Origin of the sequence: Bacillus sp. WP8, assembly GCF_000800825.1 — a bacterium.
GTDB lineage: Bacteria > Bacillota > Bacilli > Bacillales > Bacillaceae > Bacillus > Bacillus safensis.
Genome location: NZ_CP010075.1, coordinates 1,956,528 through 1,971,812 on the forward strand (window position 1 = coordinate 1,956,528; position 15,285 = coordinate 1,971,812).

A 15,285-nucleotide genomic window follows, 5' to 3' on the forward strand; every position below is an offset into this window, starting at 1 on the left:
CTCTTATGAGGAGTGCTTTCGCCCGGATGTCTGATAAAGAGACATATCGAATTCTTGCAGCGATTCCCTATACAGCGGAACAATCGACTTTCCTTCCTGAAATAACGTAAATTGGGACGGGTACAGCTTAATCGGCTGATGATAAAAAGCAAACCGCTTCACCACCTCAGGATCAATACGGCAAAAGGCATGATGCACAAGTAAATAAACATCTTGTTTCCATTTAAACAGCCGCCTGTTTGGCGGACTGAATACAGGAGAAACTTTGATGATATCGCCATCCTCAAATGACTGAAGCTGGTCATTTGAAATCGTATAGATCTCCTTTGGGTGAAACTGAAAATATTGCACGTCACGTTTTGAAGCAAACCTTCTTTTTTTCTGTTTTTCAATATAAAAGAACGTTTTCCCCTGATCTGCGGTGACGACTGTATAATTGGGTACTGATAGCTTCTCTTTTATTTCATATTTCATCTCACATAATAGCGGAACACGGATCGCACGCCTGTTCTTTTCATTGATCCAGCGCTTTTCAATTCCATGAAGTTTCCCGTCTGCGATTTGATAATAATCCCCTTCTTTTTCAATGATCGTTCCGTCAATTAAATCATACGGCATACTCGAAAACTGATGATGAAAGGAATGGGGCGTTTTATACGTTGTATCCAGTACAGCTTTTAATGGAAAAAACGAAGCGAAATGATTCAGCCTCATCCAAAAAACAGAATCTGCATGATGCCAGTGCTTTGGCTCATCATCCCAATATTGTCCGTATTTTTCATAAATCAGTGGAAGCAAGCGGCTTCTGTGCATGACCGAACAATGGTCCACTTGAAAGGACGCATGCTCTAAGATTTGATTTGCTTCTCGAACAAAACTCATCGTTTCCACTAAATGCTGATTCACATGCACAACCCGCTGCGAAGAATACACAATATCTATATGAGGCTTCGACCGAAAAACATCTACCATTTTAAGCAAACGATCTTTATGGTACACGGTATCATCGGTTAAATAACAAATGAGCTCACCTGTTATACGGGTTAATGCTTCATTAATAAGCGTCGCATATCGTGCGGTTAACAGCCGTTTTGCCGGATGAACCGTGTGCGAATACAGCTGAATGCGCTCATCACTTAAATAGGGCTGGATCTTTTGAATGGTGCCCTGTTCTGAGCCATCATCCATAATCAAAAGCTCCCAATGCGGATACGTTTGTTCTACCATACTCTTTAGCACACGATCAATGAAATCTGGTTTATTGTAGCTTGTTAAAATCACCGATACTTTCATGATCATTATCCTTTTTGATTAGTTTAAAATGCCCCCCAGCTGACAATGTTCACAAAAGGAACACTCACTCTTAGCTGATTTGTCGCGTTTTTAAAGACCGCGACCGTATCAAACAATTGCACGACAACCACGTTTTGAAGTACATCTCCATTGACCAAATGAACACGCGGCACTGGAATGCCAAGCTCAAGCCATGGACGAAGTAATTCTTTGATGTCTGACACATTCTCTTCCTCACTATCTTCTAAAAGGCGAAGAAGAAGTAAAATCAAGATGACTTCAAGCACTCCTTCCGACTCTAGTAATTCTTCGTTCCAACCATCTAATAATTGTTCAAATTCCATTCATAATCCCTCTCTCTTCACATTTAATCTTTACTAGAGTATGAGCGCCACTTCATTTAGCCTCAGCATTTGAAAACATTTTTAAAAATGTGTGAAGTGATTAATTGAAAAAAAGAATCAGGAATCAGCGTTCTGCTTATGCCAAAAAAAATGAACGGCATATACATAGGGGTGAGTTTGAATTGATGAAGAAAGGATGGGGAAAAAATGAGCGAAAAGCGTGCTGAATTAAAAAAAGAACTATTGAAAGTGTTTTTCAAACCAATTACTCATGCATTAACAGCTAATCTCGAAGAAGGAGGAGTTCAAGTGGAAGAGAAATTGAACGATTTATTAAGTGAAGTGGCAGCTGAGGCATCACCTTCAGATTCTGCTACAACACTCGATGTATCTCAGCCAGCAAGATGGATCTTTGCAAGACTCGCACCAGGAACAGTCATTAGTATTGTCACTGACTCAGGAGATTTAATTGGGCCAGTTCAATTTGTATCATTCGATGCTTCAACAGGTGTTGTATTTGTTACACAAGAAAGCTCTGTCACACCTACCGGCTCAGCAACGACTCTTTTAGATGTAGATAAAGTTGAAAGTGTTACATTCACATCTTAATGTGAGAGGGTCATCATGAAGCTTCTTTATATCAGTTCTGGCTACGGCGGAATCTATCACATGTTTGATCAATGGGTAGAAGAAAGCTTCATTGATTCCCCCTTTTCATGTGTAAAGATTGATAGAGAATCTCTACCCACTAACATGCACAAAATCCGGACATTTTCTCCGGATTTTGTTTTGATGATGATCGGTGATCATGTTCCAAAAGATGTACTTCATCAATTCAAACAAGAAAAAATTCCGATTGTTCTTTGGATGACAGAAGATCCTTTTTATACTGATATATCAGCTGCTTGCGCACGTGATGCTCAGCTTATCTTAACGATTGATGAAGGGATTTTGCCATTTTACAAACAATTAGGCGCCGAAAATACACACTACTTTCCCATTCCGACAAATACACGTGTCTTTCAGAAAAATGAATCGCCAGATGAGATGTGCACGTTTGACATTGCACTCATTGGCTACCCTTATCCCAACCGAATCAAAGCCATCGATACACTCTTAAAGCAAAACAAATGGCGTATTCTCGTTGCAGGTAAGGAATGGCACCGTCACTTAAATAAATCACGCAGACATTATCGTGATTTCACCCTTATAACGAATTGGCTGAGTCCTCAGCAAATGGCGGACATCTATCAGCAGACAGTGATTGTCCTGAATCCGCATAGGCCGTCTCAATTTGTATATAACAAAAATAAAGCCATGATTCAAAATATGAGCCTCAATAACAGAGCATTTGACATTGCTGCAACTGGAAGTTTTCAATTGACGGATCTACATCCGCCGCCTGCTTTTTCAAGCTTTGCTTTTTACAAAGATGAGGACGATTTGATCAAACAGGTGGAATACTATGGATCAAATGCAGGTGAAAGAAAGGCAGCCGCACTGAACAACTACGAGCAAGCCGTTCGCTGGAATACATTTGATACGATGCCGCAAAGGCTTTATGAAATCGTAAAAAGCGCCCTATAACTGGGCGCTTTTTCTTATTGAATGCCAGCTTATGCGTGATCTTCCGCATCTCGGCGAGCCAATAAGACGTTCTCGGCCTTTTTCCGGTCCGCCTCCTGTTTCACCACAAGCGACCTCGTGTGATCCATCATATATGCTCCGACAGATCCTTCTAAAAAGGAATGAATGCATTCTTTGGCATAATGAGCATGAAAAGCATATACCGCACCATTTAGCCGGCCATACGTATATGGCTGCTCATGCTTTGGCATGAAAAAGTAATGATTGTCCTTATATAAAGTAGCTTCATTGTTTTCATGCAGTGTCCAAGTTTCATTTGGGTTTTCTAACGCCTCTGTAAAAGATGCGGTGCAATCATATCCTCCCTCCACTAAAAGCTGCAAGCACTTCTCGATATCTGCCGACTGTCTTAGAGGAGACGATGGCTGCAGAAATAGCACAATATCAAAGGTTTTCCCCTCCCGCTCTAAATAAGCAAGCGCATGCTTCACAGCTAACAGCGACGGCGTTTGTTCTGTTACATGTGTACTTGGCAGTTCAATCACATTTGCTCCGTAGTGAGATGAAATGATTTGCGTATTGACATCCTCTGAGGAGACGATGACTTCATCTAACTCAATCATTTGCAAAAGCGGCTGAATGGTCCAATAGATAAGCGGCCGCTCTGCCAATATGCGTATATGTTCATCATGCTGGCCGTCGGTACTTCTAAATGCAGGTATCATGGCTAAAATACGATTTCCCCTATACATGTCTTCTCTTCTCCCCTCGCGCACAGCTCCCTTACCATTTTCTTCTCTGACCGAGCTGATCGCAGTACTGAAGTATTCAGGTCTCTCGTTTTTCTAGTTAATCTCTTATCTCTCCATATTCTATTAAGACGGCAAGCATATGGTTATAATTTGTTCACCTAATTTATACATGAAGTGGTTCTTTTCCTCAAACGAATGCCGCTCTTTCACATATGATGCAAAGTAGAGAAATGAGAGTTGGGGGATTAGATATGTCCAATCAGATAGAAACGACTTTGAAGACCTTTTTTCGTGACAAAACGATATTAGTTACAGGCGGTACAGGATCCATCGGCCGGCAAATCGTGAATAAATTAACAAGCTGCTCTCCAAAAAAGGTAATCGTCTTCAGTAAAGATGATAGCAAACAATACATGATGAAAAATGAGTACGCAGATCATCCAGAGGTCGTATTCGCTTTAGGAGATGTCCGTGATGCAAGCCGCGTGAGACAGCTCGTCAAAGGTGTGGATATCATTTTTCATGCAGCGGCCTTAAAACAAGTACCCACTTGTGAAGATAATCCGTTCGAAGCTGTTCAAACGAATATCATCGGCGGGCAGCACGTCATTGAAGCCGCTCTCGAACATGAAGTGAGTCATGTCGTCAACATTTCAACTGACAAAGCGGTTTCTCCAACAAATGCCATGGGTGCAACAAAATTGATTTCAGAAAAACTATTTTTCCAAGCAAACGAAAGTATTCCGAATCAAAAAACGAGGTTTTGCTCTGTACGCTTTGGCAATGTGCTTGGATCTAGAGGTTCCGTTATTCCGATCATGCTCCAGCAGCTATTAAATGAAAAACCTTTGACCGTGACTGATCCTCATATGACACGTTTTTTTATGTCCATTGAAGAGGCTGTTTCCCTCACACTTCAAGCAGCAATCATGATGAAAGGCGGCGAAACCTTCATTCTCAAGATGGAGTCCTTACAGCTTGCCGATCTCCTAAAAGCGTTTCATGAATATGCCGCTCAAATCAATGCTAAATCTCCGGATATTCTTGTAGTCGGAAAAAGACCTGGCGAAAAGCTTCACGAGGAGCTCACATTTCCGCACGAAGCAGATGCACTGTTTGAACATGAACAATTTTATGCCATTTTACCGAGACCACATTTGCACCCTGCCTTTCAAAAAGTCGACTTAACGAATTACACCTCAAAAGAAGCACCGCTCATTACAAAAGAAAAGCTGTTCCACATCATCGAACAATTACATCATACACATCATAAAAAATAAAAAATCGTCACACGGAAGCAGCTGCTTTCCATGTGACGATTTTTAAATGGATCAATCAAATAGATGTTTCAAATCCCCGTAGCCTTCTTTTTCAAGATCATCCTTTGGGATAAACTTTAAAGCGGCTGAGTTAATACAATACCGAAGACCGTTTGGCCCTGGTCCATCAGGAAAAACATGACCTAGATGAGAATCAGCTGTTTTACTGCGAACCTCTGTCCGCACCATTCCATGACTCGTATCAACCTTCTCTGCTACTTCTTCCTCTTCAAGCGGTTTTGTAAAACTTGGCCATCCGCAGTGGGCATCAAACTTATCTAAAGAAGAAAAAAGCGGCTTTCCTGAAATGATATCCACATAGATACCTTCTTCTTTATGATCCCAAAATTCATTTTGAAATGGCGGCTCTGTGCCATTATTTTGCGTGACTTCGTACTGCATGCGATTTAATTCTTTTATACGCTTTTCTTTTTCATTTGCCATTATTTATCACTCCAATGGGACTCAATAAAACCGGCTCTGCCCGAACCGACATGATATCGTTCGTAGTGCATTTTGTTTTTCTTATAATAATGCTGATGATATTCCTCTGCTGGATAAAAAGGACCTGCGTCTAAAATTTCTGTAACGATTGGCTTTTTGAAAATCCCGCTTTGGCTCAGCTGCTCTTTCGATGCTTCAGCTAGCTTTCGCTGCTCGTCATGATGAACATAAATACCTGTACGGTAAGATTCCCCTCTATCGCCAAATTGCCCGCCATCGTCTGTTGGGTCTATTTGCTGCCAATACAGCTCTAGCAGCTTCTCATATGGGAACACGTCAGGATCAAACGTAATTTGAACCGCTTCTCTATGTCCCGTTGTATTTGTACATACTTCCTCATAGGTCGGATTCACTGTATGTCCGCCAGTATACCCTGATTCAACTTTGATAATGCCCGGCTGTTCATCAAAAGGTTTAACCATACACCAGAAGCAGCCTCCTGCAAATGTGGCTAATTCTTGTTTTTCAGACATATTAGTGCCCCCTTCATTTAAAAAATGGTATCATCATATTATAACATGATAAAAAATAATGAAAATGATACGACTTGTATACCAAAATAAAAGAAAGCATGACGTCGTATCTTTAAAATATAATGGGGGTTTAATGATTGGAACAAAGAAAACAAATGATGTACGAAATGGACACTTTACTGAGAACCGTATTTAAGCAGATCCGTTATGAAATTAACAGCCTGCTCGAAAACGAATTATCTCGGAATGAATTTCTTATTTTAAATCTGCTGCGTGAGCAAGGTGCAAAAAAAGTAACGGAATTCGCTTCCATTCTCGGAGTGTCAGCAAGTCATATTACCGCTGTGACTGACACACTCGTAGAAAAAGGCTGGATCACCCGTATCCGCTCAAAAGAGGACCGCCGCATCATCAAAATCCACTTAACCGATAAGGGTAAGGAAATTACTGAGCATTTTGAGAAAAAGAAAACGGAATACTTTATGGAGCGATTTGAATCATTTGATGACGAAGAACTAAAAACAATGATCAAATTATTTAAAAAGCTGGATAAAAGTCAAAAGGATTAAGCATAGATTTTAGCGTTCAGGACATGCTACGGATAAAAAGAGGTGGAATGAACCATGACAAGCCCTTATCTTTGTCCAAACTGTAAAACAAACAGAACGCGCTTTAATCTCATTGAGCAGCTTTCAGAACCTGTCAAGCTAGATCCAGCAACAGGAGCAGTTGTCGAAAGATACGAAGGAGAACAGTTGTCTCCTTTTCACTTGAGTTATCAAGGTCCTCAAATGAAAGTCCAGTGCGGCGTTTGTGGTTTAATTGAGGATGAAAAAACGTTCATTAAACTAGCTGAATATCATCAATATTCTTCTCCTTCTTAACATGCCGGTCTGACGGAATACGTCAGGCTTTTTTCTATGCTTCTTTTGCCTATACAGATCGCCTTTTTCATGCATACGCTACAAAAAACACCATTGTATGAGAAAGAAGGGATTGATGACATGCAGCAGCTCTTTTATCATGACTTTCCAAATCGGCCATTCGCTGACACCTACGAGCATCTTCAAAGCAGCCCTTCATCAAAAGCCTTTATTCGATTATTTCACGCTGCACCAGATCTAAGTGAGCTCGCTGTTTATGTGAACCGGAAGCAGGTAATGAAACCAATGCCTTACAGCCATTTGACCGCTTATATGGAGTGGGATGAGGGAATGTATGAAATAGAAGTGTTCAAACTGGCTACAAATGAGAGAATTCTTCATTCCCGCATTCGATTTAAGAGCGGCGAGGTCTACACATTATGTATCACAGGTGCCCGTGCAGGCTTTGCACTGCTGACTGAGCAGCAGGACACTTTGATCAAACAAGAAGACCTGTCAGCACTTGCTTTTGTACAGCTGTCTCCGGACCTTCCTTCTATAGATATATATGAACGAGACCAAGGGATCCTATCGAAAGAACTTGATTATGTAAACAGCACCCACATTCATCATTTCTCCCCGAACAAATATCATTTTGAATTGAAAGCCGCGGGCACTCAAAGTGTACTGCTTGATATCCCAAAAGTTCATCTGCAAACAAAGCGTGCATACCTGATTCTGCTTCATGGTTTTGCTAACGGAGATCCTGAACTTATGGCAAAGGTGGTCTTGTCTCGGCAACTATAAAAAAGAGCCTTTCCTAAAATGGAAAAGGCTCCTTACGAGACATCTTCAGCTTTTTCTTGCTTTTGAAAATCAAAAGCAAGAATCATTGTGCCAAGAAATAATGCACAGTAGGCAATATTTAAGTAAAACTGATCGATATTTTCTGCTTTTAAAGCATTGGCAGCTGTTATGCCGAAGTACGCAGCAAATAAAAACGACAGTAAACTAAAATATTGATAGACTCGCTTCATGATAACACTCCTGACTCACACGTTCTATTGCTTTGGATGATAATATGAAAATTCAATTTCATCGTTCTGTAGATCAATTTTGTTCGCTTTCACATACATATCATTCGTCAGCGGCATTTCTGAAAGACGCACTTCAACCGTTTTTTGATCCGGTTTTACATGAACGAACTCTGGCAGCTCATAGAACTGACCCATGTAGCTTAAAACAAAACTAATCGGAATGCTCAATTGTCCAATTGAAAAGTCATCCACTTTCAAAAGCACATCACCATTATCTTCAACAGTTGGCGTAAATGAGACGTTTGCATCAATCGTTGAAGAGAAAGCTTTAATTGCGCCTGTTACTTTCACATCTTGATCGATTGCTACATGAAAGTCTGGCATATCATTTGATCCTTGATTTTTCAAATAATCATTCACAAAGCTGGTGAGTGATTCCTTTGAGCTGGATATATTAAAAGCATATTCGCTTTTCACTTCTTTGGTTGAAGCGGATTGACCGCCTGGCAGCAGCATCAAAATACCGCAGCCAATCACAATCAATAGATTGATTGCAAGTAAAATAAAAAATAAGCTTTTCCATTTTTTCATCTGTTTCACCCTATTCCTTCGGCAGTCCTTCTTTTTTCACTTCGGAGAATAAACGATTTGCCATAAGAGAGTACCCCTTTTGGTTTGGGTGGAAATCATCTTCTGCCAGTAATTTTTCATCAGAACCTTCTTCAAATAAATCTGCTACATTGACCATATCCGCATTGCCGTCTTTTTTGAGTTCCTTTTTGGCAGCGGCATTCCAGTCTTGAACGACTTCATCAATATCTCGCAGCTCAGACAAACTGAATTTAAAAGGATTGTACATGCTGACATACATGATTTTCGCATGAGCATTCTGTTCTCTCAGTTGAGCAAGAATGGTTTTAAAGCGCTCCTCAAAAGGACCCTGCTCTTTTTTAAAAGGAGCAAACGTCAAATTAAGCACATTTTGACGGACAACATGCATGAGATCATTCCCGCCGATTGTAAAGAAAATATAATCAGCGTCTTTCAGTCCGTCCTGCACCTTTTTTTCTTTTAATCTTTTTAACAAATCTACTGTTCTACTGCCTTTAATGGCATAGTTTTTTAATGTGACAGATTGCACGCCGTCCACCGCTTCTATCTTGTCACGGGTCATGCCTGCATAGCCTTTTTTATCTTGATCTCCGATTCCTTCTGTTAAGGAATCTCCAACCGCTGCGATGGTAATATGTTCTTTTACGTTTTGTGTGTCTTCTAGTTTATCCTTTATGCCAGCCTCTTGCGCAGAACATGCAGAAAGAACAAATGCTAGAGACATCACAATCAAAATCAAACGAGCCTTCAAACGATGATGTCCCTCCTTTTTCTGATTAAAAAAGTGTATCATGTTTTCGCCCATTTGAACATCCTTATGCTAGCTTCGGTTCAGCGTTTTGATGTCCTTGATGATGTCATCATAAGGTGTGTTTTGCACGCCATCATAATTTTTCATCACTTTCCCTTCTTGATTAACAAGGAAAAACAGGGACTGATGAATCACTTGGTCTTCATCTTCAGGTTTTTTGACAATGGTCTTAAAGCTCTTCATTGCGAATTTTTCGATTTCTGACTGTGAATATCCCGTGAGAAAATCCCAATTTTTAAAGGACAATGGATAGGCTTTTGCAAATTCTTTTAGCTTTTTCGGTGAATCGACCTCTGGGTCCACACTAAAGGAAATGATATGCGCATCCAATTTTTCTTCTTTTAACCGTTTTTGCAGCTCTGTCATATGAGCGGTCATCGGCGGACAGATCGTTTCACAGCTTGTGAAAATAAAATCTGCTACCCATACTTTCCCCTTCAAATCTTCCAATGACACCTTTTGACCATCTTGGTTTTCAAACTCAAACGGCTCTATTTGATAATTTAACGCATCTTTGATTTGTCCATTTGAACATGAGACTAAAAGAAGCACGCTTATGATCATAAGCGCACCAAGTGAGGCTCCCCTTTTTCTATCCATGATATGTCCATCCCCTTTTTCCATCAATCGGTATAAAAAGTAAAGCCTATTGCGCCCTTTCCGGTATGACACGAAATAATCGGTGTTGTGTAGGCGATGTCAATCAGTACTTCAGGTGTATGATCAAGCAGCGCTTTTTTTAGCTTTTCAGCGAGTTCTAATGCATCTGCATGTGCGATCCCAATGGCTTGAACTGTTTTTCCCTTCACCGCCTGTACATACTGTTTTGTCAGATGACGGACAAGCGCAGAATAGCTTCTCACATTCGCTTCTGGCGTATATACCCCGTCTGTTAAGCTCGCAATTGGTTTGATGTGAAGTAGGGAGCCGATCAGCGCCTTTCCTCTTCCAATTCTGCCGCCTTTGACGAGATTTTCTAATGTATCAATTGTGACATATAGCTTTGTTTGAAGACGGATTTTATCTAATTCTGTGATAATGTCTTCACGGCTTGCACCCTTTTTGGCTAGTTCTGCTGCTTTGATGACTTGAAATCCTAATCCATAGGAAATAAAATTCGAATCAATCACCGTGATATTTCCATCTACCATTTTCGAAGCGCTTTCAGCAGTTTGAACAGTACCACTCATTCCACCAGTTAAATGGATACTGATCACTTCGCTTCCATCTGCCGTCAGCTTTTCATATAATTCGACGAATTGACCGATCGCAGGTTGAGACGTTTTCGGCAGTTCCTCAGCGGCCTCCATTTTTTCAATAAATTCATCTGGCTGTATATTCACTCGGTCAATATAATCAACTCCAGAAATGGAGATATTGAGCGGAATCACGTGAATGGAAAGATCATTGATTTTTTCTTGCGGAAGGTCCACAGTTGAATCTGTTACAATTTTAATTTGTTTCACTATCGTCTCATCCTTGCTGTCTTAGTCTTTACTTATGATATTACCTTATTTCCTGCACACTTGAAAACAACTGACCTAACGTTTTTGAAATTGTCACATTTTCTTCTTGTCACGAAAAAAATCCTTGCCAAACTGAGCAGCAGCCATTTCAAAATGGCTGCTTCCCCCTTTTGACAAAGATTTCTGCTTACGCATTGTGTTTCAATGTAGGCTCCTGATAGATCTGTTCATATGTGCTCCACTTGACGTTACGTTTCACATCCTCTCTGAAAGAGTACACAGCTCTCTTTCCTTTAGATACATAGACTTTTTTCAAGAAAGCTTCAAGTCTAAAGGTGAGCATGAAACGATACGTCTCATCTCCCTTTAGAACAGGGACTTCTGTTACCTTGATCTGAGCTCCATCCATCCGTCTAAAACATATTGTTTTGAGCAGCACAAACGATCAATCCTCTTTTCCAATTATCTGTTAAGCCTAAATAAATAGGTGGAATAAATCTTGATCTTTATTCACTTCAACATAGTGGAATCCTTTTTTATCCATCCGCTCAATCAGCGCTGCATAGTCATCTCTTTCTTTCAATTCGATGCCGACTAGCGCAGGACCTTTGCTTCGGTTATTCTTTTTCGTATATTCAAAGCGTGAGATATCATCATTTGGCCCTAACACTTCATCTAAAAATTCACGAAGCGCTCCTGCTCTTTGCGGAAAATTGACAATAAAGTAATGTTGAAGCCCTTCATAGATCATCGAGCGTTCTTTGATTTCCTGCATTCTGCCGATGTCATTATTTCCTCCACTGACAATACAGACAACATTTTTCCCTTTGATCTCCTCGCGATGAGCATCTAATGCTGCGATCGGCAATGCGCCAGCCGGTTCTGCTACAATCGCACATTGATTATACAGCTCCAAAATCGTTGTACATACTTTCCCTTCTGGTACTAGACTGATTTTATCGACAACAGACTGAAGCGATGTAAACGTCTTTTCGCCAATCCGCTGAACCGCTGCTCCGTCCACAAACTTATCAATCGAATCAAGTGTCACAACCTCGCCCTTCTCATGCGAGGCATGCAGTGAAGCTGCGCCAAGCGGTTCGACTGCAATGATTTCGGTTTCTGGTGAGATATTTTTGATATATGTACCAACACCAGATAACAGACCTCCACCTCCGACACTTGCAAATAAAAAGTGAGGCTCCACTTCGATATCGTTTAATATTTCGACAGCAGTCGTTCCTTGTCCTGCCATCACATCCAAATCATCAAACGGATGGATAAATTCGCGCTTTTCTTCATCTCCGCATTTTACGGCTTCATGATACGAATCATCAAACGTATCTCCGGTTAAAATAATTTCAACATATTCTTTTCCGAACAGCTCCACTTGGGATACTTTTTGCCTTGGCGTCGTAGCAGGCATAAAAATTTTCCCGTGGATGCCTAAATATTTACAAGAATAGGCAACACCCTGTGCGTGATTTCCAGCACTTGCACAGACAATGCCATTTTCTAGTTTATCTTTTGGAAGTTGGCTCATTTTATTAAAAGCGCCTCTTAATTTAAAGGAACGAACTACTTGAAGATCCTCTCTTTTTAAGTAGACATTACATTCATATCGTTCAGAAAGTCGCTCATTTTTTTGAAGTGGTGTATGAATGACTACATCCTTCAAATTTTGATGGGCTTTTAAGATGTCTTTCACTTGAATTAGCGTATTTTCTTTGAGCAACGGTTTCATGTACAAGATCCTTTCTCTTTAACCTTATTTAATTTGTCATTATAACATGAATATTCAAAAAATAAACCAATAGATCACGGATCCATCATAAATTTTATAAACTTTCTCGTTTTCCTGTACATTTGTTTTAATTGGGTGTTACAATTGAACCAATTAGAACCACAAAGAAAGGAACCACCTCATGGCCACACAATCGTTCACGTCTATATATGGAGATCATCAAGACATCAAGCATGCCATTCATCTGGCAAAACAATTTTCGAAAAACGAACAACCAGTCTTAATAACAGGAGGCACCGGCACAGGCAAAACACTATTTGCCCAAGAAATGGCGAACGCATCTATTCCACACGCAGCACTGACACACATGTATTGCCCCATCTTGAATGAAGAAATCTTACAGAAAGCCTTCACAGAAAAAAACAATCAAATTCTTTATTTAGATGAGGTCGCCGCATTAAGTATTCCTATGCAGCACAAGGTCATTCACTTTCTAGAAACCTCACCTGCAACAAAAGTAATCGCTTCTTCGTCTTTATCAATAGAGGCACTCAGGGTTTCTTCTACCTTTTTACCCGAGCTGTTTTATCGTTTGAATGTTCTTCATTTGGCCCTTCCGGCTTTAGCTGAACGAAAAACAGACATTCCTGTGTTAACAAATGCTTTCTTTCAAGAGCTGGACATGGCTCCTGACATTGATCCAAGTGTTTGGGAAGCCTTGCAGCAGTATCCATTTGAAGGAAATGTGCAAGAGCTCAAAAATATCGTTCATTACGCTGCGTCCATACTCGAGGGCCACACGGTATTTTTACATCATTTACCTCCCTTTGTGTTAGCACCTCTTCCCTCAGCCGTGAAAGGTAAAAAGGAAGAACACCAGCTCACACTAATGGAAAAACAAGAGTTTGTTTTCTTGCTGGAAGCCATTAAATCTCTCAATGAAAAAGGAGAAGCGGCCAGCAGACGCATCCTGTCTGAACTAAGCAAGCAAGGAGACATTCCGCTCACCCCTCAGCAGGTGCGAAACCGCTTAGATGATCTTGAGAAAAAAGCATACGTGACGAAAGGAAAAGGCAGGGCCGGAACGAAGATTACACTTGAAGGTCTTTCATTCCTGAAGTCGCTTGATGGTTATATACCGGTTCAATAAAAGGAGGACATCCATTGTTTACTGTAAAAGAAGAAATTGCAAACGCCATTACACATGGCATTGGTGTTATTTTATCCATTCCAGCTATTGTGTTTCTCGTCTTATTCGCTGTTCAATACGGCACCGTCACAGACATTATCAGCTTTTCGATATTTGGTGCATCCATGCTGCTACTCTATTTAAGCTCAACCCTGCTTCATAGCATTCGGCACCAAAAAACAAAAGATATTTTTGAAATCCTCGATCACTCGGCTATTTATGTATTGATTGCTGGTACATATACACCCTTTTTACTTGGACCTCTAAAAGGTGCACTGGGTTATACACTCCTTGCGATTGTATGGGCGCTTGCTGCTGGTGGGATTGTCTTTAAAATCTTTTTCGTCAAACGCTTTATTATCGTATCTACCCTTGTCTATTTATTAATGGGCTGGATGATCATCATTGCCATCAAACCGCTTTATATCCAATTAACAGGTGCAGGATTTGGCCTCTTACTGTTAGGCGGCGTTTTATATTCGGTCGGAACCATCTTTTATATTTGGCGGAAAATCCCCTATCATCATGCGATTTGGCACAGCTTTGTTCTCGGCGGCAGCGCCTCGATGTTCTTCTGTATTTTATTCTATTGTGTGAACGTTCCTGCTGCATGAAAAAAAACCAGCATCCACTATTCGGATGCTGGTTTTTTCTATGCACGCTTTTGTGCGTAATCACTGATCATGACAGGAGCTTTAATATGAATATCAACATTAACAGGACGCAGTCTTTTCACGATCTTCCCAGTTAAAAGACGATCCGTTCCGCTCGTTTCAATCGGTACAAGCGGACAATCGTATTCTTCAGCAAGCGCCTCTGCAATGTGACGATATGCTTCTGAAAGCAAGATACTCTGCCCAGACATGATTCTTTCCTTTGCTTCTTCTAATAAGACCTCATCCGTTTGATTCTGATGAATGACCGCCATTTTTTTGAGCCATTGTTTTATAATCGGATACCGAAAGAGCTTCGGCTTTGCCATAAAAGCAAATGGCTTCTCTAGGTGGCCGATCAATAATGTCGTCGTGACTGGATTCAGCTCTTTTGTGACATAAATAACCGGGCCATCTGGCAGCTTCTTTTGCTGATGAATGGTCATGACTGATCCTGATTGATCAATACATCCCCGGGCAAATCTTTTTGCATACTCATGAATGAGATGCATTCGTTTCGTATAGGAAATGCGTGGATCCGTTAATTCATGATCGTACAAATGCCTCATACTTTTAAAAAAGGATACAACAACATAAATCGTTAAAAACCAATAACGAAACAACCGTACTCCTCCTAC

21 protein-coding genes are annotated in these 15,285 nt (G+C 40.6%); 8 read left to right on the forward strand and 13 right to left on the reverse strand.

Annotated features, from left to right (window positions below; all coding sequences use genetic code 11):
- Positions 1-3: 3 nt before the first annotated feature.
- Both QR42_RS09630 and cgeC read right to left on the reverse strand, forming a co-directional pair.
- On the reverse strand, positions 4-1,299 hold the full coding sequence (locus QR42_RS09630; RefSeq protein ID WP_039179349.1) for a glycosyltransferase family 2 protein: 1,296 nt from the start codon (positions 1,297-1,299) through the stop codon (positions 4-6).
- Between the two features lie 17 nt (positions 1,300-1,316).
- Complete coding sequence (cgeC, locus tag QR42_RS09635) at positions 1,317-1,637, reverse strand: spore maturation protein CgeC (RefSeq protein ID WP_039179351.1); 321 nt, start codon at positions 1,635-1,637, stop codon at positions 1,317-1,319.
- Between the two features lie 207 nt (positions 1,638-1,844).
- Between cgeC and QR42_RS09640 the strand changes: the two genes are divergently transcribed.
- Both QR42_RS09640 and QR42_RS09645 read left to right on the forward strand, forming a co-directional pair.
- Positions 1,845-2,246, forward strand: coding sequence for a hypothetical protein (locus QR42_RS09640; protein WP_039179354.1), 402 nt, complete (start codon positions 1,845-1,847; stop codon positions 2,244-2,246).
- A gap of 15 nt (positions 2,247-2,261) precedes the next feature.
- Positions 2,262-3,224 carry a CgeB family protein gene (locus QR42_RS09645; RefSeq protein WP_039179357.1) on the forward strand — a complete coding sequence of 321 codons (963 nt, stop codon included), beginning with the start codon at positions 2,262-2,264 and terminating at the stop codon, positions 3,222-3,224.
- Between the two features lie 29 nt (positions 3,225-3,253).
- Here the strand turns inward: QR42_RS09645 and QR42_RS09650 are convergent, their stop codons facing one another.
- On the reverse strand, positions 3,254-3,976 hold the full coding sequence (locus QR42_RS09650) for an acylneuraminate cytidylyltransferase family protein (protein WP_039179360.1): 723 nt from the start codon (positions 3,974-3,976) through the stop codon (positions 3,254-3,256).
- 251 nt (positions 3,977-4,227) lie between these two features.
- On the opposite strand from QR42_RS09650, the gene QR42_RS09655 reads away from it, so the two are divergent.
- Positions 4,228-5,256, forward strand: coding sequence for an SDR family NAD(P)-dependent oxidoreductase (locus tag QR42_RS09655; protein ID WP_039179363.1), 1,029 nt, complete (start codon positions 4,228-4,230; stop codon positions 5,254-5,256).
- Between the two features lie 51 nt (positions 5,257-5,307).
- Here the strand turns inward: QR42_RS09655 and msrB are convergent, their stop codons facing one another.
- Positions 5,308-5,739 carry a peptide-methionine (R)-S-oxide reductase MsrB gene (gene msrB, locus QR42_RS09660; RefSeq protein ID WP_024422719.1) on the reverse strand — a complete coding sequence of 144 codons (432 nt, stop codon included), beginning with the start codon at positions 5,737-5,739 and terminating at the stop codon, positions 5,308-5,310.
- Positions 5,739-6,272 (reverse strand): peptide-methionine (S)-S-oxide reductase MsrA, encoded by a 534-nt coding sequence (gene msrA, locus QR42_RS09665; protein WP_024422720.1) that lies wholly within the window; start codon positions 6,270-6,272, stop codon positions 5,739-5,741. The genes msrB and msrA overlap by 1 nt, the downstream gene beginning before the upstream one ends.
- 137 nt (positions 6,273-6,409) lie before the next feature.
- Here msrA and QR42_RS09670 point away from each other — a divergent pair, with 137 nt between their 5' ends.
- The 3 genes from QR42_RS09670 (at position 6,410) to QR42_RS09680 (ending at position 7,942) form a co-directional block, all read left to right on the forward strand.
- Positions 6,410-6,841 (forward strand): MarR family transcriptional regulator, encoded by a 432-nt coding sequence (locus tag QR42_RS09670; RefSeq protein WP_007500780.1) that lies wholly within the window; start codon positions 6,410-6,412, stop codon positions 6,839-6,841.
- A gap of 54 nt (positions 6,842-6,895) precedes the next feature.
- Positions 6,896-7,156, forward strand: a complete 261-nt coding sequence (locus QR42_RS09675) for a hypothetical protein (RefSeq protein ID WP_024422721.1) — start codon at positions 6,896-6,898, stop codon at positions 7,154-7,156.
- A gap of 120 nt (positions 7,157-7,276) precedes the next feature.
- Complete coding sequence (locus QR42_RS09680) at positions 7,277-7,942, forward strand: DUF4397 domain-containing protein (protein WP_039183163.1); 666 nt, start codon at positions 7,277-7,279, stop codon at positions 7,940-7,942.
- 32 nt (positions 7,943-7,974) lie between these two features.
- On the opposite strand, the gene ypmT is transcribed toward QR42_RS09680, so the two are convergent.
- From ypmT to ilvA, 7 genes are all read right to left on the reverse strand, one after another.
- Entirely contained in the window at positions 7,975-8,172 is a 198-nt protein-coding gene (ypmT, locus tag QR42_RS09685; RefSeq protein WP_024422723.1) for a protein YpmT, read from the reverse strand.
- Positions 8,173-8,196: 24 nt separating this feature from the next.
- The gene (locus QR42_RS09690) at positions 8,197-8,763 is read right to left on the reverse strand and encodes a YpmS family protein (RefSeq protein ID WP_024422724.1); all 567 of its coding nucleotides are present in this window, start codon (positions 8,761-8,763) and stop codon (positions 8,197-8,199) included.
- Positions 8,764-8,773: 10 nt separating this feature from the next.
- Positions 8,774-9,535, reverse strand: a complete 762-nt coding sequence (locus QR42_RS09695; RefSeq protein WP_039183166.1) for an SGNH/GDSL hydrolase family protein — start codon at positions 9,533-9,535, stop codon at positions 8,774-8,776.
- A 69-nt stretch (positions 9,536-9,604) separates the two neighbouring features.
- On the reverse strand, positions 9,605-10,195 hold the full coding sequence (locus tag QR42_RS09700; RefSeq protein WP_039179366.1) for an SCO family protein: 591 nt from the start codon (positions 10,193-10,195) through the stop codon (positions 9,605-9,607).
- 23 nt (positions 10,196-10,218) lie between these two features.
- The gene (locus QR42_RS09705) at positions 10,219-11,061 is read right to left on the reverse strand and encodes a DegV family protein (protein WP_039179369.1); all 843 of its coding nucleotides are present in this window, start codon (positions 11,059-11,061) and stop codon (positions 10,219-10,221) included.
- A gap of 187 nt (positions 11,062-11,248) precedes the next feature.
- The gene (locus QR42_RS09710; RefSeq protein WP_024422728.1) at positions 11,249-11,500 is read right to left on the reverse strand and encodes a YpmP family protein; all 252 of its coding nucleotides are present in this window, start codon (positions 11,498-11,500) and stop codon (positions 11,249-11,251) included.
- A 36-nt stretch (positions 11,501-11,536) separates the two neighbouring features.
- Positions 11,537-12,805 carry a threonine ammonia-lyase IlvA gene (ilvA, locus tag QR42_RS09715; protein ID WP_025093104.1) on the reverse strand — a complete coding sequence of 423 codons (1,269 nt, stop codon included), beginning with the start codon at positions 12,803-12,805 and terminating at the stop codon, positions 11,537-11,539.
- 181 nt (positions 12,806-12,986) lie between these two features.
- Here ilvA and QR42_RS09720 point away from each other — a divergent pair, with 181 nt between their 5' ends.
- Positions 12,987-13,955, forward strand: a complete 969-nt coding sequence (locus QR42_RS09720) for a sigma 54-interacting transcriptional regulator (protein WP_039179371.1) — start codon at positions 12,987-12,989, stop codon at positions 13,953-13,955.
- A gap of 14 nt (positions 13,956-13,969) precedes the next feature.
- Positions 13,970-14,608, forward strand: coding sequence for a PAQR family membrane homeostasis protein TrhA (trhA, locus tag QR42_RS09725; RefSeq protein ID WP_034623514.1), 639 nt, complete (start codon positions 13,970-13,972; stop codon positions 14,606-14,608).
- Positions 14,609-14,646: 38 nt separating this feature from the next.
- Here the strand turns inward: trhA and QR42_RS09730 are convergent, their stop codons facing one another.
- Positions 14,647-15,270, reverse strand: a complete 624-nt coding sequence (locus QR42_RS09730) for a lysophospholipid acyltransferase family protein (RefSeq protein ID WP_039179374.1) — start codon at positions 15,268-15,270, stop codon at positions 14,647-14,649.
- Positions 15,271-15,285 lie beyond the last annotated feature (15 nt).